Genomic DNA, 26,370 nt, shown 5'->3' on the forward strand with positions numbered 1-26,370 from the left:
ACGCACGGACGATATCACAGAACCGTGATGTGAATTGTTCGGTTTCCAGATCTCGTGATAGGAATCGAATCCATGGGCAGGATCGCATTCTGCAAAACGAGACGATTTGGACTAGAGGCACATGGATAGAATTTCGATCACGAGCCTCGTCGACCTGCTTCTCGAAACAGGTTCCGATCCGGATGCAAGCTCCGCCAAAGATCGCAAGGCCGACCCCCTCCCCGAGTTTTATCAACTCGTCCGCGACGCCATCGTCGACATGCATCGGCGCAACTTGCCCGACAGCGTGCTGGACAACGTCGTCGATCTCGAGCCCAACCCCAAACGCGAACGCGTGCTGGAACGCGTCATCAACGGCTATCGCCGCTTTCTCGGCACAGGCTCGATGAAATGGTTCGAGCCTCCGAAGGCCAGTTACACGTTCGGCCCCAACGAGATCGACATCAACCCCGAGCTCGGCCTCGCCATCGACGAAACTCCGTACGTCATCAAAATGTATCTGCGCGGAGAACCTCTGACGCCCCGGCGCGTCCAAGTCACCTTGGGACTACTTGCGGGAAGGCTCGGACGCTCCTGTCCGGGACACGTCTTCGGCTTGCTCGAGGTTCGTCATGGCAAACTACATGCCTTGCGAACACCCGAAGAACGAGTCGGTGCCGTCCAGCTCGTCGAATCGCTCAACGCCGAACGCTGACAATCGGTTTGCTCACGGAGACGCACGATGAAACTCGCCACGCTCGCGCTGTACTCGATCCTGGGAGTTTCCGCCGCTGCATCAGCGGGCTACATGCTCGCACCGGACCCTGCCCAAGACAAACTCGCCGTCGCACGGGACGCTACGACCACACCTCTATCGCCATCGACGAGCGCAGCAGGCGCGCTCGACGCACCGTCCACCTTCACGGCCGGTACGACGCTCCACGTGGAAGGCCGACTCGGTAACGCCGTGCTGCCGCAGGGCGCTTTTTCCAAAACCTTCCTCTTGCTCGATGTGCGACCAGGACAAACCACGGCGACGGCGAAACCCGTCGAAGGACACCTCGCGATCGTCATCGACAGGTCCGGTTCGATGAAGGGCGATCGCCTCCCCAAGGCTCTTTCGGCCGCCAAAGCAGCCGTGGACAAACTCAGCTTCGGTGATCGCGTCAGCGTGATCTCGTTCGACACGACGATCCGCACCGACGTGCCCATGGTCGAAGTGACGGTGAGCAACCGCCAACAGATCAAGGACGCGATCGACACGATTCAGCTCGGCGGTGACACGTGCATTTCGTGTGGCATTTCGGCGGCGCTCGCGGAGCTGGGCCAAAGCACGGGGTTTGCTGATCGCATGATCTTGCTGAGTGACGGTGAACCGACGGCGGGAGTGCGTGACGAAGGTGGGTTTTTCCCGGTCGCCAAGACGGCTCGTGACGCGAGCGTCGGCATCACGACGATCGGCGTTGGAACGGCATACAACCACAAGATCATGGGCGCGATTGCGCTCGGTTCGGGCGGCAATCACTACTTCGTCGAAGATCCCTCGTCGCTCGAGAAGGCATTCTTGGTCGAAGCGGACAAACTCAAGACGACCGTTGCGCTTGGGGCCACCGCGACGATCACGCTTGCCGAGGGCGTGGAGCTCGAACGCGTGTATGATCGATCGTTCGAACGCGAAGGAAAAAACCGCATCAAAGTTCAGCTCGGAAACTTTTCCGTGGGCGACACGAGGACGGTGCTCGTGGAGTTGAAAGTGCCGACGAATGCGGAGGGAGTCGTACCTGTGGCGGACGTGAGTCTCGCGTACGACGATCGCGTGCTTGGAGGTGCAGGTCGTTGCGAAGGCAAGCTGAGCGCGCTCGTGAAGGGTGACGTCGATGCGGCATCCGAAACGGATCCGCAGGTTGCGACACGTATGGCGCGAAGCAAAACGGCGGCAACGCTGCTCGAAGTGAACGAGCTCATCGAACAAGGACGAACGGAAGAAGCGGAAGCGAAGATTCAGGCGCAGCAGCAGGAGCTGTCTGCGGCGGCGGAGAAGGCGAAACGTTCGGCGGGGCCGGGCAAGAGCGCGGTGGTGGGTGATTTGGCGGGGCAGGCGACGACGTTGAGCAATGCTCGCGAAGGGCTCGATGCGAAGAAGGGCGGCGCGAAGCCGCGCGCCGTGCGCAAGAACGTCGAGATGATGAACCCCTACATGCTGTGACGACTTCCAGAAGTCCCACGCGCGAGTTTGTCAACACGAACCTTTCGGTGCTCCTGCTCGATTCGTGGTATCCATCGAAGCGGCAAGGAGGCCAGGCGGATGACGTATCACGTCGGCGATGTCATCGATGGTCGGTACAAACTGCTCGGTGTCATCGGTAGCGGCGGGCATGGCAGCGTATATCGAGCAGAGGATCTCGAGCAGCAATCGATGCAGGTTGCGGTCAAGTGTCTGCACGCGAATTTGACGACGCAGCCCGTGTTTTTGACGCGCATGCAGCGAGAAGCGCGCGCGATGGGGCTGCTTGCGGGCACGAGCGCCACGGAGATCTACGCGTTCAACCAATCGCAAACGGGTGTCTTGTACATCGTGATGGAGCTTTGCGAGGGCCAGGATCTCGAGGCGCACTTGGCGGCTCACGAGGCCCAAGGCAAGCTCTTGCCCACCAGCCGCGTGCTCGAAATCATCGGTCCTGTGGCCGAAACGCTCGTCGCGGCGCACGCACAGAACATCGTGCATCGCGACGTGAAGCCGGCGAACGTGTTCCTTTTGGACAAACCGTCCCGAGGTAGCGTACGGCTGCTCGACTTCGGGCTCGCGAAAGAAGTGGTTGGCGGAGCGCAAGGCGTGGGTACGGTGGATGGGACGATCACGGGATCTCCGAGCTACTTGGCGCCCGAATGCTGGGCGGGGAAACCTCGCCAGCTCGATCATCGCGTGGACATTTTTGCTTTGGGCGTGGTCCTGTTTCGCATGCTGAGCGGTAAATTGCCGTTCACTGGCAAGAAGTTCGTCGAGCTGATGCTGGCCGTTGCGCGAGCGCCTCGTCCGAGTTTGCACGCGGTGCGGCCGGACTTGCCGGCTGCCATTGATCCGTGGGTCGCCAAGTCCCTCGCGGTAAAAGCGGAGGATCGGTACCAATCCGTGCGCGAAATGTGGACGGATTTTCAAAAAATTCTAGGTAGATAGATCCACCCAAGAAAAACCTGCGCATCCGCGTCGCAAGTCCCTGACTTTCGGCCTCCTGCGCTTGATCACGACGCGCTTGCTGGCGCGATGCCATGAGCAGCGACAATTCCACCACGACTTGCGGGCGCGATTCGATGATTGGCTGAATCGCTTGTTTGCTGATTTCGTAGAGCGTCGATTCGCCCACGGAGCGCACCGTGGCCGTCCGCTCGACGCCCGTGAGCAGCGCGGCCTCGCCGAAGACCGCCCCTGGTTCCATCGTGGCAACCGCCATGTCGTGCCCATCGGCTTGGCGCACCAAAACTTCCACCGACCCTGATTCGACGACGAAAAGCGATGCGCCCTTGTCGCCCTGAATGACGATGCGATCGTGCGGGCCGTACACGACGCGACGCGCGCGATGCGCAAGCTTGTCGACTTCGCGATTCGTGAGCGGTTTGAAGACGGGCACCTTGCGCAAAATTGCTGTAATTTCGGATACTTGCGGTTCTGGCTGCATGGCCAAAGGCTCGCCTGCATCGAGGCCTCCGCCGTATCCATCGCGACGTTGCAGCGCATCGATGAGCGCTTTGTCGCCGCGCATGTAGGCTTCGAGCAAACTGGCCGTGCGCGGAATGCATTCGTTTCCGGTGTGGTCCATGAGCCCCTTTTCGCGCGCCCACGCGGCCACTTCGTTCATCGACTTGCGATATTGCCTGCATGCGGACGGGAATAGCCCGTCTTGATCGCCAAACGCGCCCGTAATGGATTCGGGCAATGCATAAGAGCCGAACAAACCGCGCTGGTGCCACATGGCGAAATCGCGCTGTTTGTTATCGAGCCACCCGAGCTCGGGGAATGCCGCGAGGCTATTTTTCAAGACCGCTCGTTCGGCATCTCGGAAAACGCGGTGCCATGTTTCTTGGGCATTGTCCAGGTTTGGCCCGGCAAGCTCGATGGCATGTTTCAAGTCTTCATGGTGGGCATGCAAAAAAGCCAATGTCGCTTTTTGCTTGCGCATGAGATTGGAGAAACTCACCGGTCCCGTGGCGAGCAAATCCGAGCTACGAGGCACGATTTTCCGCAGCGCCCATACTTTTTGCCACGCGGCCACATCGAGACGCTCACGGATTTTTGCAAACACCGGGCTTTTTTCGAATACTTGCCGCTCTGCGGGGGACAGCAAATTCGGGTATTCATCCTTCACGGCTTCGAAAATGCCGAGGCACGTGAGCATTTCGAGGTACAAGCCGACGCGGACGAGCCACACCGGATCGGGCAAGTTTCGCCGCTGCTGCCCGAGATCCTGGCGAATGGCGTGCAAATAAAGCATTGCCTTGTCCATTCCAATCGTGAGCACGGGAAACCACGGATGGTAGCCGGCATGAATGTCGGGCATGTCGAGCGCACGCGCCTGAGCGGCCGTGTCTTCGATGATGAGCTGTTCGAGCAGACGCGCGTAGAGCGATCCGAAGCGGCCCGCGTCGTACACTTCGACGTCCATGTGATCGTGCGAAACGGTGACGCCTTCGGAGACGAGCGACAAACCCACGCGCACGTGCTGATGGAAAAGGTTGGCGAACGTGAATGGATCGTCGCCATCGGGCGCGCTGGATTGAATGGCCGCATCGACATCCGTCCACGCGTACGACGCCAAATCCGCGTCTTTGCGCTTGTGCCGCGGCAAAAGCACCTCGGGCGTGACGGTCGCGACGTAGACGGTCTCGTAAAAATTGGACAACGATGCTTCTTCGAGCGCCGCAACGGGATATGCCGCTGCCGACACCTTGCGTAAAGGCACGGAAATACTCGTCAATCCGGGCATGTCATACGGTTCGCCCTGCTCATGGCCATGCGGCAACAGCGAAAGCGACATGCGCACTTCGAGCGGCCTGTTGAAGAGCTCGACATAGGCATAGATATTTTTGATGTGGTAAAGAAGCCAGAGCTCGTCGCCCGGCGGGGGTTGCGGCGCAGTCGATAGAAATGCGGCGTGTTCGGAGACGCCCAGACCTTGGCCCAGCGCTTCGTCGACGGGTCTTCGCCCCGGCTCGAAAGGCACGATCTCGAGGTCCGGCGTGAGGTCGGTCGACTCCATTTCCGGGTTGTTGCGCGACTCGAGTTCCCGCATGTAGGCGCGCGCGGCGGCGAGCTTATCGTCCCACGACAAACCCGTCACGGGGCTCAAGAGGAGCCGCTTCAATTGCTTTTTGAAGTCTCTCGAAGTGTTCACCGCGTACCTCGTTACGAACGGAGATGAAATCTAGCGATGGGTGGGATGAAGTTTGCGAATGCTGGTCGGAAGCGTCACGCGGCAGAGCCCAAGAGCCAATCGATGGCTTGTCGTTCCGTTTGGAAAAACGAAAACTCGGGCAAACCCATGGCTTGCGATAGACGCGCAATTTGCATTTTTCCGAGCGAGCTGCTCACGAGATTGGCGGCTTTGACGAGCCCATTGCTCGTCGCATACGACATCGTTTGTTCGACGAGCGCGCTGACTTCGGGTTTTTGCGCCGTGAACTCCGAAATGTCCGCCAAGACGTACCACGGTCTGCCAATGACCTTTGCAGCCGCGCGTTTGAATTCGTCGACGTACGCGTGCCCGTCCTCGAGCGTCCAAAAGCCCCACACTTTGACTTTGACGATGGCGCGTCGCACGTCGACTTCGACGATGAACCCCTTTTTCTTGAGGCCCACGCCGGTCACGGGTGCATTGCCCACGGCTTCGGTCTTGGCGGGCGGTTTGTTCGGTGCTGCGACGGGCGCATTGGGGTTGGTCTTTGGAAGCGCGGCGGCTTGACGAACGCCGGATTCGCGTGGAGCTGGTACGGGCGCCGCCGGTTGCCGAGGTTTTTCTGTCAAGTCCAACGGCGCTTCCCGATCGGGCGCGCCGGACGCCACACCCGTGTCGATGAAGGGCAGCGGATCATTCGGCGCAATTTGGACGGGCGGCGGCGCTGATTCGATTTTCGGTGCAGCTTCTCGAGCGCCTTGCGCGCCTGGCGGCGGCGCTTCGGTGCGGGAAAACGCGGGAAGGTGCGAGAAGCGACCAGGAGACTCGATGCCGAACACTTCGGCGAGCGCCCCGGCGGCCAGGGATGCGCGAGCGAATCGTTCGTCCGGCAAACGTGCAGTGGCCTTGATGAACCAGTCATCGAAAGCCCGCGGCAACTGCACGTTTCTACGCCGAAGCGCCCGAACGCTCGGAAGTTCCTGCACGCCTTGCAATACTTCGACCGCCAAGAGAAACGGCGACGGACTCTCGTCGAGCTCGTTTTTCCAGTATGGCTCGCCCGTGAGCAGCGCATAGGCGATCTGTGCGAGCGCGTAGATATCCGTTGGAGCTCCAACCTTTTCCGCACGCATCTGCTCGGGTGACATGTAGAGCGGCGTGCCCATCATCGGACGGGTTTGCACGCCATCGATCGCGACGTCGGTCGCCTTTGCGATCCCGAAGTCGAGAATCTTGATGCACGGCGTATCGTCGTCGCGAACCGTCAGAAAGAGGTTGTCGGGCTTGAGATCTCGATGCACGACGTTGGCGGCGTGCGTCTTGTCGAGCGCCCGAGCAGTTTGAAAGATGTACAGAACGACTTCTTCGGGGGGCAAAACGCCCCGGTTTTGCGTGACGGAGGCCAGGTCTTCGCCGCGCAAAAGCTCCATGACCAAAAACGGCATTTTGCTCTCGGCATCGACGCCGGCATCGAGCACGCGGACCAAGTGATCACTCTCGATGGAACCTGTGATCTTGGCCTCGAGCTCGAACCGCGCGCGGAGCGCGTCGTTCGAAAGGAGCTGCGGCAACATGACCTTGAGCGCCCTTCGACTGGCCGTCTTTTCGTCGAGCACTTCGTAGACCGAACCCATGCCGCCCGACTTGATGCAGCGGATGACTTGGTAACGCCCTTGAAATAGCCCGCCATTCGGCAGGTTGGCTGTGATCGCTGCGGACACGACAAACCCCGTGTTCAAACCATTTTCGGCGCGATCGATGCTACATCGGAGGACGCTCGAGCTGCAACACAATTTGCAGGACCAGCTACGATGCTCCCCTGACCTATTGCTTTGATTTTTGCGTAAATCGGCCGATCGGCACGGATACCGATGGCTATTTGCAGCAACCCTCGGGCAAGCGCCCGTTTGCACGCGGCTCGCACGACATCACGCGCCCGCGCACGTCGAGCGCAATGTGACAGCAATCCTCGAGCGCCTCGCGTAGCTGCTGGCGCCCCCGCTGCACGCGCGACTTCATGCCCGACACCGAAATGCCGAGCATCGCAGCCGCTTCTTTCTGCGTGAGCCCTTCCAGCTCCGTAAGCGTGAGCGCCTCGCGGTAGGGCGACGGCAGCATCGCCACGAATGGCGCGACGTAGGCGGCCAATTCGCGCGCGACAGCGCCATCGTCGGCTTCCTCGATGCCCGAGGCCTCGGCTTCCGGCGGCTCGCTGGATGCCACCGGGTTGCGAGCGGACGCGCGCTGGTGGTCGGCGATGGCGCTTCGGGCGACCTGGTACACCCAGGGCCCGAAACGCTCGTCGTCGCGCAAACCTCCAAGGCCGCGCTGCATTCTCAAAAAGACGTCCTGAACGACATCGTCCACGTCGGCCTCGGCGCGCACGCGGCGCGCGATGAACGGGCGCAGTTTGGCGTCCAGATCACGCCATGCTCCGCGTGCAGCCGAATCAATCATGCCGATTTCTCCGGCGCGCAGCACGACGGACCACAGCAAGCCTTCCCGCCGCCCGGCTTCACCGCCTCGATGGTCGCCGATGCGATGTAATCTTCGGCACCAGATCCGGGCATCCACTCGCGAATGAACGCACGGCTCTCTTCCTTCACATTGACTCGAATATTCTCGAATCCCGCGACGCGGAGCAAGGCCAGAATCGTCTCGACGCTCGCGGCACCTGCCACACAGCCCGTCAATGCAGCCACGTCGTTTGCAAGCGCCTCCGGCAGCGCTCTGAGCTTGACCACGTCCGAAATCGCGAGACGGCCACCGGGCTTCAACACCCGAAACGCATCCTGGAAAACCGCGCCCTTGTCCGGGCTGAGGTTGATCACGCAATTCGACAGAATGACGTCGACGGTGTTGTCCGCGACCGGCAAATGCTCGATCTCGCCCAGGCGAAAGTCGACATTCGTCGTTTCCAGCTTCAGCGCGTTCGCCCGCGCTTTCGACACCATGTCCGGTGTCATGTCGACGCCAATGACGCGACCGCTCGGGCCGACCTGTTTTGCAGCCAGGAAACAGTCGAAGCCACCACCTGCACCGAGGTCGAGCACCGTCTCGCCGGGTTTCAATGCCGCAATGGCCTGCGGATTGCCACAGCCAAGACCCATGTTCGCCCCCTCGGGAACGGCAGCAAGGTCTTCCTCGGAGTAGCCGAGCGCCAAGCTCGCATTCGCGCTCGTTGCCCCCGGCGCGCAGCAGGCAGGCGCGCAGCCGGTCGCCCCCGACGTGCGGGCCACGTTGCCGTATTGCTCTCGTACCGCCGCGCGAACTTCATCTTTCGTCTGTTCGTTCATGTTCGTTGCCTCCTGCCATGAAGACGCCGACCTCCCCAAAAGGACGCAAGGTTCTTCGAAAGCCGCCAGAAACCCAAAACCATACGCTGCTCGGTCGCCACACGTATTGTCCACAACACATCATGAAGCGGGCAATCCTTCGCGCGCAAAGCGCTCGAGCATACCGCGGATCGTGTCACGCGCCGTGCGAAAGCGCGCGAGCATCTCCTCGCGGAGGATCGACGCATCTTTGCTTGCCGGGTCCGGGATCGGCCAATGCAGTCGACGCGCTTTGCCCAGGAACACCGGGCAAACTTCCTCGGCGCAGAGCGTGATCACCGTGCCCACGATTTCCGGCTCGATGGTCTGCACGGACTTCGAGTGGTGGGTCGTCAGGTCCACGCCCAGCTCGCGCATGACTTCGATGGCGTACGGGTTGACCTGGGATGGCTCGCTTCCGGCGCTGAGCACGGGCACGCGGTCGCCGAAGATCATGCGGCCGAGTCCTTCGGCCATTTGGCTGCGCGCGGAGTTTGCGACGCAAAGGAACAGGATGCTCTTGTTATCGTTACTCATCGTTCAGCTCTTCGCTGCGGAGGGTTTTACATTGTCAATCGCGCACGCGGGCGATGCAACTTCGATGGTGGTATTCGGGAAATACCGTTTTTGCGCCCAGAGCGCCACGTTCACGAGGCCGATGAGAACGGGCACCTCGACGTCAAGTATCGGTCGAGGAAAGACAACTTGCCGAGCAATCCGGCTTTGGCGTTCGTCATGAAAACCGGTTCCTTGGATGCGCAGGTCAGCCGGCCGCGGCATTTACTTCGAGCTGCCCCCTCGTCGAGGACGTCGCTACGAGGTCGAGCCTCACCAGCGCTTTGGGGTTTGACCACGGCACGAGGGCAACGCGCGATGCAAGCTCACGAACTTCCGCGTGAAAGCGCACCTCGTTCACGCGGCGCCGTGCGAGCACTAGGTCCGTGACGCTGAGAGGCACGAGGCTCTGGTTCACGACCCACGCAAACGGACGGATCTCGGCGCGCAGCAAATCGCGCTGAAGTGCAGCCGCTTCGTGGACAGGCGTCGCCTCCGGCAAGGTCACGAGCAGAATTTTTGTAAACGACGGATCACGCAGTCGCGGCAATAGGCGCCGAACTTCCTCGGGCGCGCTGCCGGACGTGCGAAGCACCTCGCGGTGGTAGGATTCGGCAGCATCGAGCAGGAGCAGCGTGTGCCCAGTAGGCGCGGTGTCGATGACGACGAAGCCGTGCTCGCCTCCGTCGACGACGCGCGCGAAGGCACGAAAAACAGCAATCTCTTCCGTGCACGGGCTTCGCAAATCCTCTTCGAGGAGCGCACGACCTGCAGCGTCCAGGTTTGCCCCCGCTGCGCGCATGACCTCGTCCGCATAAGCGCGCGTCTCGGCGACGGGATCGATTCGGCTCACGCGAACACCGTCCACCGCTTGCCCAATCGCCTCGGCAACGTGGGCCGCCGGGTCGGTCGTCGTGAGGTGGACCTTGTGGCCACGGCGCGCGAGCTCGACCGCAATGCTCACCGCGACGCTCGTCTTGCCGACGCCGCCCTTGCCCATCGTCATGATGACGCCCCGACCGCCTTCTTCGAGCTTTGGGATCAGCTCAGCAAGCGGCGGGAGCACCACGGCAGCCATTGCAATGGAGGCGTCAATGGCGAGCGCTGTGTCGGCATTACGCGGACCGAACAACATCCGCAATGCCGTCATCCCGACGAGCCCGAATGGAAGCAGTGGAAGCTCGGTTCTCGATAGGTCGCGCAGTCCCTGTGGCATTGCCGCAAGGGCATCTTCTCCCCGACGTTGCATGGCCATGGCGACCGCGTCGCATTCGCTCTGCGCGCGGAAAATGCCATTGATGAAAAGCTCCAGCCGCGTGATGCCGAGCGCACTCAGCTCGCGGCGCGTACGCTCGGCTTCACGCAATGCCGACTGCTCTGCGCGAGAGACCAACACGAGCGCCGTGCGTGAGCTGTCGACGAGCGCAGCTCGTGAAGCGTCGTAAAGAGCCTGCTGCGCTTTGAGACCGGCGAGCGGCCCCAAGCACGATGTACCGCCAACGTTCGTCTCGAGAAACCCGGTCCATGCGGCTGGCAATTCGAGCAATCGCAACGTGTGCCCCGTGGGAGCCGTGTCGAAAACGACGTGATCGAAGTCCCGCGTCGCAGACGCGTCGCCCAGCAGTTTCGAAAACTCGTCGAATGCAGCGATTTCCACCGTGCAAGCGCCCGAGAGCTGCTCCTCGATGCTGCGTACGGCGGCATCGGGAAGCACCCCGCGGTACGGTCCCACCATGCGCTCACGGTAGGCATGCGCTGCCGCCTCGGGGTCGATGTTCAACGCAAATAGCCCCGACACACCCGCAATGGGCACGGGCAAACTGCCGAGCTTCGTTTCGAGGACCTCGTCGAGGTTGGATGCAGGATCGGTGCTGACGAGCAGAACGCGACGACCACGCTCCGCGAGCGCGACCGCGGTCGCGCAGGCGACGCTCGTCTTGCCGACGCCGCCCTTGCCCGTAAAAAAAAGGTTTCGCGGAGCGCGTTCGATGAAGTCCACGGAATGCTCCTTCAGCAGCAGCTCGTCTTCGCCTTGGCATTCGGGTTTGGAGCACAACAACCTGTTTTTGCCGCAGGCGCCGACTCGAGCTTCTTCACGACGACCCCGGCCAAGGCAGCCAGCGTTTCGCGCGACGGGTACGATCCCTCGACCGCAATACGGTCGCCGACGAGCACGAGCGGCAATACCTCCGTGCCACGCTCGAGGGCTTGTTTTACCGCCGGCGTTTCGGCGAATGCGGCCGGCTGCTGCGACAGGTTGAAGCGTTCGACCGTCACGCCCTGCTTTTGAAGCCAGTCGACGTCGGCCGCGAAGCGGGCCAGTTCGGGATCGATGCTCGGGCCACAAACGCCGGTGGGGCAACACATGGCAGGGTCGAAAACGCGGATGGTCACGGACATGGGAACTTCCTTTCGGCTATCGGCGATGAACGATATGTATGACGAGCGAAAACCATCAGATGCCGCCCACGAGCGCCTTCAAGCGCCGCAGCGCGCGAGGTTCGATGCAGTAACAAACGCGGGGGCCGTCGACGTCGCCCCGGATGAGCCCGGCATCCTTGAGCACCTTCAAGTGCTGCGAAACGGTCGACTGAGCGAGCGGCAGTTCGTCGACGATGTCGCCGCAAATGCACGCGTTTTTGCGCACGAGGATGCGCAAAATCTTCACCCGTGCCGGGTGTCCAAGGGCTTTCGACAGGCTCGCAAGCTCCTCGTCGGCCTCGTCTCCTTCGATCGGCCGCAGATCCACCTGCTCGTTGGCAGGCGGGCAACACGGGTCGGCTGCTTGCGGGGTGGGCTTCATCGGCAAACGACGATAGACGAGGCGACGACATCCGTCAAGCCCGAATGTCCGTGATGGTTGCATTCCCTCGAGCAAGGCCCCTGCGCGGGCACACGTGTGCAAAAAGCACGGTTTCTCGATCCGCACTTTTTACTGAGAGGTACGGGGATCCGGTTGACCCCTCCTCACAAATCGGATCTGATGCCGAATCCTCCATCCATGATCCTCGAGCCCGAGCCACTCCGAATAAAAGACCCCGAGCTGCGCGACCTCGTCACGTCGCGCCTGCCACTCGTCGAAGCCACGACGGGACATTTCACGGGCATTACCCTGACGCGCCTCGTCGGCGTCGGCGGCATGTCGACCGTATTTCAAGCAGATTTCGATCCCGCGTTTCGCTCGCATGATCTCTGGGAACGCACACCTCGATCCGTCGCGGTCAAGATCATGAAGCCCGCGACCGTGATGGAGATCCAACTCGCCAACGCATCGCTCGACGATATTTTCAAACGCGAGGTCATTGCGCTTGGACGCGTCATGGAACGCGTTCCTCCGACCGAATTCGTCGTTGGCTGTTATGGCAGCGGACTGCTCGACGTGCTGCTCGGCAAAACCCCCATGCGCCTGCCCTGGCTGGCCCTCGAGCTCGTGAGCAGCGGGGCGCTCGGTGTTTCGCTCACGGCACGCGTCGAACGCGAACCCGAAGGAATCGATCCGATCCGCGCATTGCGCCTCATTCGCGGCATCATCCACGGCGTGCGCATCCTGCACGAAGAACGCATCATTCACCGCGATCTAAAACCCGACAATGTGCTCGTCGTCGGTCCCGTCGACGATGAAACCCCAAAACTTTCGGATTGCGGAATCGCTCGCGTCGACGGCGTTGGAACCACACTGGCGGGCATGACGTACGCTTATGGCGCTCCCGAGCAAATCCTTTCGTCTCCCAAGCAGCGCAATCCGCTCGTCGGCGTTTGGACGGACGTCCATGCCCTCGCCGCCGTCGTATGGTTCATCATCGGAGGGGAAGATTGGTGCCGCGACGACAACGACCCCGAATGGGCCGCGGGCAAAAGGCGAAGCCTGCTTTATGCAAATCGCGTCCATTACGGGTTTCATGCCGAAGGTGAATTGTTCAGCCGCATCGACCAAGTGCTCCAGCGCGGGGCCGCTTCCAAATTACCCGATGGCGCCTGGACCGTCGAAGCCCGAAAAGTCTACGAACGCGCCGCTCGAATGATGGTGACTTCGCTGTTCGAGGGTGTCGAGCGATATCCCAACGTGGATGCGTTTGCCGCGGACTTGCTGCCACTTCTCGAAAAAGTCGCCGACAAGTGGAAAACGCGCGCGAGAAAAGAAAAACGCGCCGCCACGACGCTCAGGTCGCCAAAGCTCGCGGCCGCAGAGAAAGTGACGACTCCCATTTTGGGCGTGGCGGAACATCCCGCACGGTGGAGCTCCAATGCGCAGCCTTCAGCCGCGCCAAACGGGCCCGTCCTTGCCGTGTATCAGCCGGATGGCCGAATTTTGGCATTGTTTGGTAGCCAATTGGTGAGCATCATCCACGGAGAAGCTGCGGTCGTCGGCGTAAAACCCGACGTTGCCCGTCTGCTCGAGAAAACGAAATGGATGGTCCGTGGTCCGATTGCCGGATTTGCCCTCGTCGGTTCGTCTCATGTTTTGCTCATCGGACGCAGCGCCGAGCCGACATTGATGAATTTGCCCAAGCCGCAATCCGGAGCGCCGCTCGGGCCCATCGTCGCAACCGTGGGTGATGGTCGCATGTTCGGCATCATCACGGCCGACGCGGAAAATGTCGAATCGGATTTGGAATTGTGGGTTTCCGAAAATGGAGTTTCGTGGAGCGAGGCGTACGAAGTGCCGCTCGGCGGAACCGTACATGCCATGGTCAATGGGACATCGGGCCTCTTCGTCGTAGGCGGGAAACGAGGCGCGGCGGCTCGAGCGCTCCAACTTGGCCACGACGAGATTTGTCGCATCATGACGCAACGCCTTCGCAAGCGTCCACCCTTCTTGGTCGCGGTCGCCGGCGTCGGCAAGGACTGCTGGGCCGCTGGAGAAGACTGCATCGTGCGGCTCGATGGCGACAGCGTCGAAACCGAGGGCGGCTTGCCTTTTGGGATTCCGGTCGCAATGGCGCTCGACGTCGTCGGGATTCCGTGGCTGATGACGAAAGACAAGGTGCTCCGCCGGCATGGTGGAGGTTCAGCGGCAGAATGGATCGTGTATCATCGCAGGAGCGAGGACAAGCCGGCCTTCGTGGCCATTGGTTTTACGGCTGAAGGCGTGCACGTGCTCGATGCCGCGGGAAACACCACTTTGCTGGTTCCGCACGACATCCATTCGTTTGCATAGCGCGCACGCGGAACGGTTCGCACGCTACGAGCACCCGAACATCCGAACCATACGCTGGTAAAGTCATTTCGATGCGTGACGATAGCGAGTGCAATGGCACGCGCCGATGTTCACTTGTCGTCCCACATCTTCAACACGTCGACGTTCTTGTCGATGTCCGCTGTCGAGAATGCCCGCTCGTACAACGCGGCATAATAAATGGCTCCGTTGATCGAGCGGCCCTCGGAGTCGCGATTGCCAAGGCAAAGCGACATACCCGTGGTGAGTGCAATGGTCGCATTCTGCGACGGCGCGGTACCACCAATGCTGCTTTGAAGGGCGCCATCCACATAAAACCGCACACGATTGGCGGAGTTACCGTGTGTGGTGTCGACGACGAGGTGCAAGACGGCGCGTCCCATTCCGGAGAAATTGGCAGACCATCGTCCGGCAACCAAATTGTTCATCTCGAAGTTGTACTCGGGGTCGTCATAAACGCCCAACGTAAATCGATTCGTGCCGCCGGCTCCGATGGCCAAAAGGCGGTTGTAGTTGCCCGTTGCCGTGTCGACTCTTGCGACGAGCTCGATCGTTGCTTTTTGCTTACCGTCCAACATGGCTTTGACTTTGGTCGGATCGACCGGGATCTTCGCAACGCCACTGTTATCGTCGTCCGCCCACTCCAGACCGCGACCCGATGCCACGTTCGTGTACTGCAATTGATTCGAACCGCCCACGTAGGTAATGGGCAAATTGAGCGGATTGGGAGCCGAATCGACCGCATGCGTCGGCATTTTTCCACTCGCCGCCTCGTCGAGGTAATACCGCACGATGAGGTTCGAGTTGACGAGACAATCCGAAGTGGGAGCCGTGCTCCCGTTGCAATCCTCGTCGATCCCATTGCCACACGTTTCGTTCCCCGGCAAAACCTCGCCTTCGCACTTGCCCCAGGTGCCGTCCACATCACACGTTTGCATGCCCCCCGTGCATTGCCCGACGCCCAGCGTACCCATGGGACCCGTATAACAAATCTGCGTGGCCCCCGGCATACACTCCAAACACTTGCCGCCCTGGCAGATGCCCGTCATACACGCCACGCCGCATTTGCCACAATTGAGGCTGTCAATCGACGTATCGACACATTTGCCATCGCAATCCACTTCCGTGCCCATGCACATGAGCGCGCCGCCCGTTCCACCCATGCCGCCCGCTGCACCCATGCCGCCAGCGCCACCCACGCCGCCAGCGCCCGCAGTGCCTCCAACGCCCCCATTTCCACCAGCCCCACCCGACGAACTGCTGCTGGCACTGCTGGACGAACTGCTAGCATCACCGGACGAGCTGCTGCTGCTCGTACCGGACGAACTGCTGCCAAAATCGCTGATTTTGTCGGGATCAACGGCTCCGTTCGTGTCGAGCGCACACGACGATGCGCCGATCGCAACGCTACCAACGCCAAAAGAAACCAAGAAAAAGGTGCGCTTGGTGATCATGCTGCAAGCATAAACCAAACCTGATGCGGGCACGCAACCCGATCGCTCGTTACGCTATTATGAGAATTATCGCGCTCGAAACCACATCAATGACGCGGCGCGGGGTGGAGCAGCCAACGATTTCGGACCCGATCTGCTCAGCGTCGACGCATTGTCACGACCGCATCGCCGCTTCGATGTCGGCAGCATTCTTGGGCAAACTTGCGGTGAGCACTTCCGGAGCGCCTTCGGTGCAAAGGACATCGTCCTCGATGCGAATACCGCGAACGTCGGCATACTTGGCAAGCTCGTCGCGGCGCAAGTCGTCACCCACCGCGCCCGTGAGCCGTTCGTCACGCAAGATGGCGGGTACCTGGTAAAACCCAGGTTCGATCGTCACGGCCATGCCGGGCGCGAGATCTCGATCGAGACGCAAGTAGCGATCTCCAAAATTCTTCGATCGTGAACGACCCGGCGCATAACCTGCTCGATCGCCGAGATCCTCCATGTCGTGCACGTCGAGACCGAGCAGATGTCCGATGCCGTGTGGGAAAAAGATGGCATGTGCGCGCCGCGCTCGAGGAGACCGTCGACATCGCCGCGGAAGATGCCGAGGTCGCGCAAGCCCGAGACGATCGTGCGTTTGGCGGTTTCGTGGACGTCGCGGTAACGCACGCCCGGACGAACCTTGTCGATCGCAGCTCGTTGCGCCGCGAGGACGACGTCGTAGATGGCGCGCTGGGTGGGCGAAAACGTGCCGGATACGGGCCAGGTGCGCGTGATGTCCGCGGCCCAGCCTTCGGGCGATTCACCACCGACGTCGGCGAGGAGCAGATCGCCCGCGGCGAGGGTGTTTTCGTGGCCATGGTGATGCAGGACTTCGCCTTCGATCGTGACGATGGGACAGTACGCATCGTCGAAGCCTTCGCGACGAAGCGCTCCGATCATGGCGCCGCAAACGGCATGTTCGGTCTCGCCTGGACGCGTGGCGCGCATGCCTGCCAAGTGAGCGCGCACGGACGCATCGGCCGCGGCACGCATTTGCGCGACGGCGGCGACGTCGTGACAAAGGCGCAAGGTGATCATCGCATCGGCGAGCGCTGCATCGGAACTGCCCGGGGCGAGAGCATCGCCGCCGGACGGGAGCACGGTGCGTTCGAGGCGCGCGGACAGCCATGCAGCGCTCCACGCGTCTTCGGTCGGGAGCGTCGCGACGTTCTTGGTTCCAAGGTCGGCAAGCGCTGCATCGAGGTCTGCGAGAGGGCGAACTTCGTCGACGGCGAGGGAGCGATGCAAGTCGGCGAGCGATGGGCGAGCGCCATGCCAGAGGGCGTCGTCTTCGGCTTCGGGCTCGACGAAGAGGACTGCGCGATCGCGCGTGACGAGGAGCGCTGCGCCGGGAAGAGCGGAGCCGACCAAGTACATGAAGTGGCTCGCAGCGCGAAACGGAAAGGGGTTGGCTCGGTAGTTCCTGGGCGATGGCAAGCCTGCGGCGATGAGGGCGGGGCCTTGGAGTTTGCTTTGCAGTGCACGGCGGCGCGCGACGAAAACGGAGCAGTGGGAACGAGGGCAGGGCATGCGGCGCAGTATACCGCGCATGTTGATGCGATGGGTGAAAGAGGCTAGAAGCGAAGCAGCTTCTGACATTCGAGAAAGATTCGTGTGTTTGCCATGAAGAACATTTCCTTTGCCCTCACCGTGACGCTTTTTGGCTTGCTCGCGGCGTGCAGTTCGACGCAAGAAACAGCGGGTGCCGCAGCGCCGCCGCCGACGGTGACGGTGCCTCCGACGCAGTCGTCCGAGCCCGTGGCGGAGCAGCCGACGGAGCAGAAGCCTCCTGTCGAAGAAGCCGCGCCGCCAGAAGAGCAACCAGGTGCGGGCGGGCGGCTCGCGTTTCAACAGTGCTCGGAGGAGTCGCGCAAGATGAGAGCTTGCACGAAGGACTTTCGGCCTGTCTGCGGCGAAGTGGACACGGGGGTGCGTTGCGTGCGGGCACCGTGCCCGATGTCGACGGCGCAGCAGACGTTCAGCAACGCTTGCATGGCGTGTGTCGATGCCAAGGTTCGCGGCTACTGGCCGATGTCGTGTGACGAGATGGCGAAACCGACGGCGCCATGATTCGTACGAACGTGAAGCAACCGCCCAGGCGATGGGCGCGCTTTTTGGGCATCGCGTCGATGCTCGTTTTCGGCGTTTTCTTGCCGGCATCGTTCGGTATGGGTTGCGAGAGCAACGCGGGTTCTTACTGCGTCGCGCGTTGCGATTGCCAAGGGTGCAGTCAGCGTGAACGCGAAGATTGTCTCGATGACGTCGAGGATTCCGAGCGGCTGGCAGAGTACGACGGCTGCGCTTCCTACTTCGCCGACTACATCAGTTGCTACACCAACGAAGGTTCGTGCGAGAGCGGCGGCTGGGTCGCGTCGACGTGTACGATCGAAGGCAGCGCGCTCCGCGACTGCTCGGCGCGTTCGGCGAAGTTCGTCAAGACAGCGTGTGAAGAAGAAGCTGCCAAGCGTGCGGCTTGTGGTCTCTCGGGCGGAGGGACGGTTCCTTGCGGCCCTGTGGACGAGTGCGTGGCGTTCTGCGCGCTCGGAGCAAGCTGCGATGAGCTCACCAATCCGACGGAAGGCTCGACGTACGTCGACTGCGTGATCGGTTGTACGGATTCGAGCTCGTCGTCGACGTCGTCCGGTGGTGGCCCGTGAGCGGAGGTGTAGAGCCGATGCGTGAGGCGAAGAAGCTGGGATGGTCCAAGCGTGGGGTCTGGGCGTGGCTTGGTGCTTGGTCGGCGATGACGCTCGGTATGGGGACGTTCGCGAGCGGTTGTGGCGTGTCGTCCGACGAGGTTTGCGAGATCAAGTGCACCTGCGAAGGGTGTTCGCAAGAGCAGCGTGACGACTGCATCTCGGACGTGGAAGCCACGGTAACGAAGGCCGAAGGGCTCGGGTGTTCGACGCAGTATGCGGACTGGCTGAACTGCGTGGTGCAGGAAGCCGAGTGTCGCGACGGCGAGACGTTCGCGTGGGACGGCTGTGACATCGAGGAAGATGCGCTTGCGGCATGTGGCGGCGGAGATGCGTGTACGGCGGCGGCGAAGAAGCTGTGCGACGAATGCAAGTTTTCCTGTTCCGATCCGGATCCTGCGACATGTACCGGTCGAAACGAGTGTTTGTCGGCGTGCATCGTGAACGCGACGTGCGAGGAGATCGCCACGTCGAGCAGCGCGTATTCGAGCTGCGTCGCGGCGTGTCCGTGACAGAGACCTCGTCACATGGGGAATTGAGGTCGCAGTTCGAATTTTTCGGCGCTTGCGGGGGGGCCCCGCTGTTTGAGCCCGCGAAGCGGGCGAGTTCGGGGTCCCGCGAGTGCCGAAAAATTCGAACTGCGGCCGCGTTCGCAAATTTGAACGGGCACCGCCTCATCATCCCGATGGCATCTGCGTGAAGTTCCGGTGACGCGTTCGTTCGTCTTGCCGAGCTTTGTGCCGGTTCGACCGACCACCGCCTCTTTTTGCTTGAGCCACCAGCGATACCTTGCCTAGCGTACCCTCGTTCGATGCGCTTCCAACGCCTACTGGCTCCGCTTCTCGCCGCTCCGATCGCCGCTTTCGCTCTGGGAACGGGCTGCGATACATCGGAAGGTCCTTCGCGAAAACTGCAAGGTCAGGTGCACCTGACCCTGCTTCACACCTCGGACATTCACTCGCGGCTCTACCCCTACAACTTGCAGCTCGGTCAAGTGGACGCGGGGCTCGGCCTCGGTGAAGCACTGAGCATCGCCAACGTTGGAGGAGCGGCGCGGATCTCGCACATCATCGGCCGTGAACGAGCGCGCTCGTCACGCGTGCTGCACATCGATGGCGGAGATTGTTTTCAAGGTGCGCCGATCTTCAACTTCTTCTCGGGCGAAGCCGAGATCCGATCCCTCAGCATGATGGGTGTCGACGCGATGCTCGTGGCCAATCACGAGTTCGATCGCGGAGCGCTCAACCTGGGGCTTCAACTGCAGAACTTCGCGACGTTCCCCGTGCTCGCGGCAAACTACCTGCTCGAAGATCCAGCTCAACCCGGGAACTCGCCGCTCGGCAACGCGCTGCAACCATACTCGGTGTTCATGCTCGACGGTCTGCGTGTGGGCGTGATCGGGATGGGCAACTTGTCGAGCATGACGTCGCTGCTCGATGCACCAAATCGTTTGGGCATCACGCCGCTCGAAACGGTGGACGTGGCGCAGTTCTACATCGACTTGCTCCGGCCGGTCGTGGACGTCGTCGTCTTCATCACCCACTTGGGGCTCCAAGTGGATCAGAAGATGATCGAGCACACGACGGGCATCGATGTCGTATTGGGCGGGCACAATCATATCGTGCTGCAGCCGCCGAAGCGGATGAAGGATTGCTCGGCCTATTTCGACACCGAGAAAGACAGTTATTACATCGAGCTCACGAATCCGAACCCGGGCGAGCCGCCGGCAAAGCGTTATTGCCGGCCGCGCGACGTCATCTTGGCGCATTCGGGTGCATTTGCGAAATTCGTGGGGCGCCTCGATCTCGTGTTGTCCAACGATCCGTCCGACTTTCCAACGGTCGACGGGCAATCCGAATACGATGCAGCCAACGGTTTCGAGGTCGTGACGAACGATTATCGACTCTTCCCGGTGACGGAGGAAGTGCCTTCGGATCCGGTGGTCGCATCGATATTGGAGCCGTACGCCCAGAATTTGGACGCCTTGGCGAACTTGGAGTTGCTCGTCGGGTATGCTCGCGATGGCTCGCGCCGGTTTTCCACGGGCGGTGGAGATTCACCGCTCGGCAATATGATCGCGACGGCCATGTGGCTGCGTCTCGGCGTGCAAACGGACTTTTCGCTGACGAATACGACGGGCATTCGCGCGGATCTCGTGCCAGGACCGGTCACCGTCGAGCAAATGTACAATATTTTTCCCTTCGACAACTCGATTGCAAAAATGCAGCTATCGGGCGTCGAAGTGCAGGAGCTCTTCGATTTCGTCGCGCGTCGATCGACGGGCCGCGGATGCGTTTCGCAAGTGCAAATTGCAGGCGCACGTATCGTGATCAATTGCACCGAAAAGCGGACGCCCGAGCAAACGACGCCCGGCATTGCGCAGAACATCTACATCGGCGTTCGAACATGCACGTCCGATTCCCAATGTGGAGGTTTCGCCGGCAGTTGTGATGCGCAGCGCGGCGTGTGTCGGTGTGCCAAAGACGACGATTGTCCCGACAAAGGCGTGGGTAGCTGCAACGTCGAACGGAATCTTTGCGGACAGCCTTTCGATACGCTGGCGAGCTACGAGCTGGCGACATCGAATTACCTGGCTGGTGGAGGAAGCGGATTCCGCGTGCTCCAGCGCAACACGACACAATTCGATACGCAGATTCAGCAGCGGGATGCGCTCGTCGATTACATTCGCGCCGGCAGGCCGTGCACGGTCCGGCCGCCGTGTCCGGTGGATGCCAATGGCAATGGGAGCCAATCGGACGAATGCTCGACACTCCTTGGTATGACCGCCACGTGCACGACCGATGGCGTGTGCGATCACGAAGATGAAATCACCTGCAAAACGGATGCGGATTGCGAGAAGTTCGACGCGGACTTCGCGTGCGCGTGTCCGGAATCGGTCATCGAAGGCGAAACGTGCTCGAGCAACCCGGCCAAACCGTGCGCCAAGGGATCGTGCGTGCTCAAGCAATGCCGCAATGACCTCGCCGCATTGCAGCTCGAAACCTGCTCCAATGCCCCTTCCCCGGCCATTGAAAAGCAGTGTCAAGAGGGGCTTGCGCCGTGCAAAAACGCCGGCGAACAATGCAAATTCCTGGCATGCGTGGACCGATTCCTCGGCAACTTCTCCGATGGTCGCATTCGAATGGTGGGACAATGAAACGATGCGCTTCGCTGGGGCTGTTGTTCCTGCTCTCTTGCGCAGGCTGTACGGAGACTCCTCCGCCGCTGCCGGGCCTATCGACGTTTCATGTTCGAGTGACCGCAGTCAATGGAATGGCTCCGCCGTCGGCTGATTCACCGCTGCCTGCAAACAAGGGTGATATCGAAGAAACGTGGGATTTCGAGATTGAAGCGCGATCACCTTATGGCGAACCGGTATCGATGGACGGCGTCGTTCGGCTCACGGTCGAACCGGGCGTCGTCATCAATGTCACGGGTGATGGCGCGACGGGGCGCAACATCCCGCTCGTAGGTGGCAAAGCCAAAGGAACGGCGACGCTCACGGCCATGTACGGCAATGCTCGATTGTGGGTCGAAGACATCGGGTATGTTCCGGTAGCATTGGCGAAAATCCCTGCATGTGCGGATGGCAAAGACGACGATGGCGACGAGCTCATCGACTTTCCAGCCGATCCGGGCTGTGCCTTTGCGGACGACGACAACGAAGAAGTGGGAACGTTTGCCGCTGGAATCTCCAACCCGATTTATTATTCGCTGCCGCGGCTGAGCGACATTCAGGGCAATGGTTCCTCGACGCCGTATCCATACGAAGCGGTGCAGGTCGAAACGAGAGGAGCGCTCCCGGTCGTCGTGACGCGCGTGTCGAGCGATGGGTTTTACGTGACGGACCTGACCGGACAAGCAACCGGATACAATCACATGTTCGCGTTCAATTTCTCGACGCCGGCTGGCATGCGCGTTTGTGACAAAGTGACGTATTTGTCCGGCACGGTGGTGGAATTCTTCGGTTTCACTGAAATTTCATTTCCTTCGTTCAAGCTGGAGCGTCTCGAGAAGCCCGAGGATTGCATGTTGATGCCCACGCCGACGTTGCTCGATGGGGCGCTGATCAACGATGCGAAGGAAATGGAGAAGCACGAATCGTCGCTCGTGCGGATCGAGGGGTTTCGCATTGGAAGGCATTTCGGTCCGAAGACGGTCGTGAATTTGAAACCGGACGAAGACCATTCGAATTGCGACTTGAATGGCGACGGGCAAGTCGACTTCGAGAATCCGATGGAAGGCCAGTGTTCGGACAACTGTGCCTCCGACGTGGAATGCACCGAATGGACGTCGTATTCCGCGCGCGGCAATTACAAAGTGTACAATGGGAGCACGCAAATCCAAATTCAGACGGGTACTGCGGCAGAATTCGACCCGGTGGGGCACAAGGGGGAGGTGCTCACGGCGGTCACTGGCACATTGCGCAATTTTTCCGGAGGCTCGCTGAATTGGACCATCGAAGCACGCTGCCCGGATGATCTTCTTTGCCAGACGCAAGGCTGCGCAGAAGAAGATCTACCGCCGACCCAGGCTTGTATTCGAATTCGCACGAACGACGACCCCGATCAAAGTACGAACTGAAGGACCTCGGATTGCTCATGCACGCTCCCCGCCGCCATCGCACGCTTGCTCGTTCCTCCATCGCACTCGCATTGGTCTTGGGTCTCGTCGCGCCCGACGCCGCCGCACAAGGGGCAAGCTCTGCCGAGCTTTTGCAGAAGGCGCGCACGACGCTGTCGTCGGGTGATACGGCCGGCGCGTGTGCACTTTTCGAACAAAGCCGCGCAGCGCGCGCGAGCGAAGGCGAAAAGGCCGATGCGCCAAAAATGGACGACATCCAATTCGAGCTCGCCGATTGCATCGAAAAGTCGGGGAAACTCGAGGATGCCGCGAAAGGTTTCGAAGAGCTCGCAGCGGGCACCGGGCCGCAAGCTGAAAATGCAAAATCGCGCGCAGCCGCATTGCGAGCCAAATTGGCTCCACCTCCGCCCGCGCCGCCCCCGGTCGCCATCGAACCCAAACCCGCTCCGCCTGCCGAAGTAAAACCGGCACCCAAACCCGCCATCGAAACGGCGCCCATGCCTACGGTGAGCAGCTCGCCGCCTCCCGTGCGTATCGGCGATTTCATGGATACGCGCCTCACGTGGGTCATGGGTGACGACGACGTGCTTCATGCGACGGGTCGCGCGCTTCCACTTTCGCCGGACACCGCCATCGGTGATCGCAAAGCGTACCGCCTCTTCTTCGACAACTTGAATTCGCGTTTCGCCGGTCGCGAAAACCTGACGCACCTGGCATTGTACAAGAAAATGCCGGGGTTCATCAAAAACCTCGATACCGAAGCCGCATTGCTTCTGCGTCTCGACGTCGCGGCCATCGCTCGGCAGGCGAATAACCTGAATCAAGCCATTTACGACGCCGGTACGTACATTCGAGCGTTTTACCATACCGACGGCAATCCGAACGGAAAACAAGGTTTGTCGGTCACGCTTTGGCCGCTCGATACCGACCGCTTCCGCTTGGGCTACCTTTACGACATTTCCTGGGGCGGTACGAACCCCTTCATCAATCAATCGATTTTCCCGCGTATTCAGGGCAGCTCACCGGGCGGCAAAATCACGTACGAAGGGAAAAACTGGAGCGTTTACTTCGGCCTCAAAACCGCAAACATCATCCAGCTCGAAGGAAAGCTCCAAGACGACAACACCGGCGAAAGCAATGCCGAAGAATTCCGCGTTGGCCAGACGAATTACGGCGTGCTCGCCGGAGGTAGCGTCGATCCTACGGATTACTTGCACATCGACGTGGGCGGCGGTTATTTCCAGCAGGGCAGATTCGACCTGCCCGACGTAGAAGGCCAGGACATTTATACGGCAGGCGTGTCCGCGCGCGTGCTCTTGCACGACAAGACGACCCCCGTACCACAATCGATCGACTTCGCGCTTTATCGGAATGACCCGAACAAACCAATGGTCATTTTCAAGCCCGAAACGTACACCGAGGGGAAAACGACGTGGTCGGTCGCGCTCGAAGGAACCAACCTCTGGCAACATTTGAAGGATTTCGATGTCGCCGGCGGTACGGCCATGCAACCGGCACGAGCCGCGGCGCTTCAAGCCAACATCAAGTCGTCGTATTTCCGCGGCAGTGCAACGGTCATTTATCGCGATCTGCCGTATGTCCTGCGAAACCAGCCGAGCTTCATTCCTTTCCAAACGCTGCCGGCCGACGCGGGATCATCGGACGAAGTCTTCTTGGCCGTCGCCGGTGATTATTACTTCAAAAAACCGCGGCTCACGGCAGGTTTCGGCGGCGGTTTGCAATTCCCGGCGACGTTCAGCACGGCCACGATCGACAATTCATCGGCGCCCATCAGCCGCACGGTCGTCGTTCGCGAACAAGGCAACATCGCGATTTTGCCGGTCAATCAAACGGAAGTGCCCATCTTCCAAGCAAGGGCCAGCTTGAAATGGGACATCTCCCCCATTCTCTCGGCGCTCGCGTGGGTGCAATTCGTTCGCGACAACAACGGTACGTTCGTCGAGCGTGATCCGACGGAAGGAACGCTCGCATTGCGCACGTTCATCAGCCCCAACTTCCTCGGTTTCGGCACCAGCGTTTCGGCGCGGTTCTGATCCGCTGCACGTCGGCGCCCCGTCATGCCACCCCGTTTGTCAATCAAACTGGATAAGCAGGACGGCGTGCATCGCCCGGGCGAACCCATCTCTGGAAACGTCGAATACACGTGTCCGGAAGCGAAACGTCTCGACGAGCTGGTTTTGACGCTTGGTTGGGACGTCGAAACACCAGGCGAACCTCATGGAGTGCGCGGCGCGCCCATCGTTTTGGCCAAACAAGTGCAGCTATTGGCAAACGAAAATCGAGTTTTTCGTTTCGAACTGCCCGCGCCCGCCGGCCCGATGACGTATCACGGTCACATCTTGTCGGTGCATTGGGTGCTGCGCGCCGAAGCGAAATTGGGCTGGGCACTGCGAGAACGCGCTGAAGCTCGCATTTCGTTGATTCCGTGGACCGAAGAGGAACGAGCGCTTTCGGTGCGAAGTTATCGCCTGGGCCCCGCTCGCCCGGCGCTCGCGTATTATCCGGGACCGCTGCCCGAAGCGCCGATGGAAAAAAGCGACGAATCTCGAGGTATCGAACATCCCATCGTGGGCGTGGCATTGGCAGGGGCCACGGTCGCGCTCGTTTTGCTCCACGCGAATCCCTACACGCGCGTCTTGGCGCTCTTGCTGCTCGTGGGGGGTTTGTCGGCGCTCTTCGCGCATTTACCAAGGCGTACGCTCAGGCAACGCCTCGGCCCACCGCAGCTCGACGTGCATCCGGAAATCGTCCGTGCGGGGGATATCGTCACCGTTTCGGTGGCGTTTCGTCCGGCGCGTGCCGAAGTGCTCTCGGAATTGACATTTTCCGTGCAAGCCATCGAAGTGGCCGCTCGGCCGTCGAGCGAACCGGACGAGCCGCGGATATATCGGCATTCGTTGCACGTCGAACGTCGTCCCGTCGATCGAGGCCGTCTGCGCCTCGAAGCTGCGCGCGTGACGGTCATTCAGGAAATGTTTCACATTCCGGATACGGCGGCGCCGTCGTTTGGAGCTCCGCACAATGAAGTGCGTTGGGAGGTCACGGCGACGGTGCGCACGGCAGACCTTTTGACGTGGAAACAATCGCGCAGGATTCTCGTTTTTCCGCCCGGCTGAAGCGTCGTCACACGACGCTCGCTTTCGAAGCCGAAGTCGGCTATTGTGCTCGGCAGGAGCG

Annotated in this window: 19 protein-coding genes and 2 pseudogenes; 11 read left to right on the forward strand and 10 right to left on the reverse strand. The window is 60.9% G+C overall.

The window, feature by feature from the left end; all coding sequences use genetic code 11:
- The first annotated feature begins 121 nt into the window (after window positions 1–121).
- The 3 genes from IPM54_44060 to IPM54_44070 all read left to right on the forward strand — a co-directional run bounded on the left by IPM54_44060 (window position 122) and on the right by IPM54_44070 (window position 3,154).
- Window positions 122–694 (forward strand): hypothetical protein, encoded by a 573-nt coding sequence (locus IPM54_44060; GenBank protein MBK9266750.1) that lies wholly within the window; start codon window positions 122–124, stop codon window positions 692–694.
- A 27-nt stretch (window positions 695–721) separates the two neighbouring features.
- Window positions 722–2,185 (forward strand): VWA domain-containing protein, encoded by a 1,464-nt coding sequence (locus tag IPM54_44065; protein ID MBK9266751.1) that lies wholly within the window; start codon window positions 722–724, stop codon window positions 2,183–2,185.
- Window positions 2,186–2,284: 99 nt separating this feature from the next.
- Complete coding sequence (locus IPM54_44070; GenBank protein MBK9266752.1) at window positions 2,285–3,154, forward strand: serine/threonine protein kinase; 870 nt, start codon at window positions 2,285–2,287, stop codon at window positions 3,152–3,154.
- A gap of 4 nt (window positions 3,155–3,158) precedes the next feature.
- On the opposite strand, the pseudogene IPM54_44075 reads toward IPM54_44070, so the two are convergent.
- From IPM54_44075 to IPM54_44110, 8 genes and pseudogenes are all read right to left on the reverse strand, one after another.
- Window positions 3,159–5,366 (reverse strand): annotated as a pseudogene (locus IPM54_44075) (cyclic nucleotide-binding domain-containing protein).
- Between the two features lie 74 nt (window positions 5,367–5,440).
- Window positions 5,441–7,087 carry a protein kinase gene (locus IPM54_44080; protein MBK9266753.1) on the reverse strand — a complete coding sequence of 549 codons (1,647 nt, stop codon included), beginning with the start codon at window positions 7,085–7,087 and terminating at the stop codon, window positions 5,441–5,443.
- Window positions 7,088–7,241: 154 nt separating this feature from the next.
- Window positions 7,242–7,823, reverse strand: a complete 582-nt coding sequence (locus IPM54_44085) for a sigma-70 family RNA polymerase sigma factor (protein MBK9266754.1) — start codon at window positions 7,821–7,823, stop codon at window positions 7,242–7,244.
- Complete coding sequence (locus tag IPM54_44090; GenBank protein MBK9266755.1) at window positions 7,820–8,662, reverse strand: arsenite methyltransferase; 843 nt, start codon at window positions 8,660–8,662, stop codon at window positions 7,820–7,822. The genes IPM54_44085 and IPM54_44090 overlap by 4 nt, the downstream gene beginning before the upstream one ends.
- 120 nt (window positions 8,663–8,782) lie before the next feature.
- A complete protein-coding gene (locus tag IPM54_44095; protein ID MBK9266756.1) occupies window positions 8,783–9,217 on the reverse strand; it encodes an arsenate reductase ArsC in 435 nt (144 codons plus the stop codon).
- A gap of 226 nt (window positions 9,218–9,443) precedes the next feature.
- A complete protein-coding gene (gene arsA / locus IPM54_44100; protein ID MBK9266757.1) occupies window positions 9,444–11,234 on the reverse strand; it encodes an arsenical pump-driving ATPase in 1,791 nt (596 codons plus the stop codon).
- 11 nt (window positions 11,235–11,245) lie between these two features.
- Window positions 11,246–11,635, reverse strand: coding sequence for an arsenite efflux transporter metallochaperone ArsD (gene arsD, locus IPM54_44105; protein MBK9266758.1), 390 nt, complete (start codon window positions 11,633–11,635; stop codon window positions 11,246–11,248).
- A 55-nt stretch (window positions 11,636–11,690) separates the two neighbouring features.
- Entirely contained in the window at window positions 11,691–12,038 is a 348-nt protein-coding gene (locus tag IPM54_44110) for a winged helix-turn-helix transcriptional regulator (GenBank protein ID MBK9266759.1), read from the reverse strand.
- Between the two features lie 198 nt (window positions 12,039–12,236).
- Here IPM54_44110 and IPM54_44115 point away from each other — a divergent pair, with 198 nt between their 5' ends.
- Window positions 12,237–14,393 carry a protein kinase gene (locus IPM54_44115; GenBank protein ID MBK9266760.1) on the forward strand — a complete coding sequence of 719 codons (2,157 nt, stop codon included), beginning with the start codon at window positions 12,237–12,239 and terminating at the stop codon, window positions 14,391–14,393.
- Window positions 14,394–14,503: 110 nt separating this feature from the next.
- Here IPM54_44115 and IPM54_44120 read toward each other — a convergent pair whose 3' ends face one another.
- Both IPM54_44120 and IPM54_44125 read right to left on the reverse strand, forming a co-directional pair.
- On the reverse strand, window positions 14,504–15,865 hold the full coding sequence (locus tag IPM54_44120) for a hypothetical protein (GenBank protein MBK9266761.1): 1,362 nt from the start codon (window positions 15,863–15,865) through the stop codon (window positions 14,504–14,506).
- Window positions 15,866–16,019: 154 nt separating this feature from the next.
- A pseudogene (locus tag IPM54_44125) lies at window positions 16,020–17,422 on the reverse strand (aminopeptidase P family protein).
- A gap of 93 nt (window positions 17,423–17,515) precedes the next feature.
- On the opposite strand from IPM54_44125, the gene IPM54_44130 reads away from it, so the two are divergent.
- From IPM54_44130 to IPM54_44160, 7 genes are all read left to right on the forward strand, one after another.
- Window positions 17,516–17,962 carry a hypothetical protein gene (locus tag IPM54_44130; protein ID MBK9266762.1) on the forward strand — a complete coding sequence of 149 codons (447 nt, stop codon included), beginning with the start codon at window positions 17,516–17,518 and terminating at the stop codon, window positions 17,960–17,962.
- The gene (locus IPM54_44135; GenBank protein MBK9266763.1) at window positions 17,959–18,549 is read left to right on the forward strand and encodes a hypothetical protein; all 591 of its coding nucleotides are present in this window, start codon (window positions 17,959–17,961) and stop codon (window positions 18,547–18,549) included. The genes IPM54_44130 and IPM54_44135 overlap by 4 nt, the downstream gene beginning before the upstream one ends.
- Complete coding sequence (locus IPM54_44140; protein ID MBK9266764.1) at window positions 18,546–19,100, forward strand: hypothetical protein; 555 nt, start codon at window positions 18,546–18,548, stop codon at window positions 19,098–19,100. The genes IPM54_44135 and IPM54_44140 overlap by 4 nt, the downstream gene beginning before the upstream one ends.
- A gap of 299 nt (window positions 19,101–19,399) precedes the next feature.
- Window positions 19,400–21,745, forward strand: coding sequence for a bifunctional metallophosphatase/5'-nucleotidase (locus IPM54_44145; protein MBK9266765.1), 2,346 nt, complete (start codon window positions 19,400–19,402; stop codon window positions 21,743–21,745).
- Complete coding sequence (locus IPM54_44150) at window positions 21,742–23,172, forward strand: hypothetical protein (GenBank protein MBK9266766.1); 1,431 nt, start codon at window positions 21,742–21,744, stop codon at window positions 23,170–23,172. The genes IPM54_44145 and IPM54_44150 overlap by 4 nt, the downstream gene beginning before the upstream one ends.
- 17 nt (window positions 23,173–23,189) lie before the next feature.
- Entirely contained in the window at window positions 23,190–25,226 is a 2,037-nt protein-coding gene (locus IPM54_44155) for a hypothetical protein (protein ID MBK9266767.1), read from the forward strand.
- 66 nt (window positions 25,227–25,292) lie between these two features.
- Window positions 25,293–26,309 (forward strand): hypothetical protein, encoded by a 1,017-nt coding sequence (locus tag IPM54_44160; GenBank protein ID MBK9266768.1) that lies wholly within the window; start codon window positions 25,293–25,295, stop codon window positions 26,307–26,309.
- Window positions 26,310–26,370 lie beyond the last annotated feature (61 nt).

The sequence above is a fragment of the Polyangiaceae bacterium genome, from assembly GCA_016715885.1.
GTDB lineage: Bacteria > Myxococcota_A > Polyangia > Polyangiales > Polyangiaceae > Polyangium.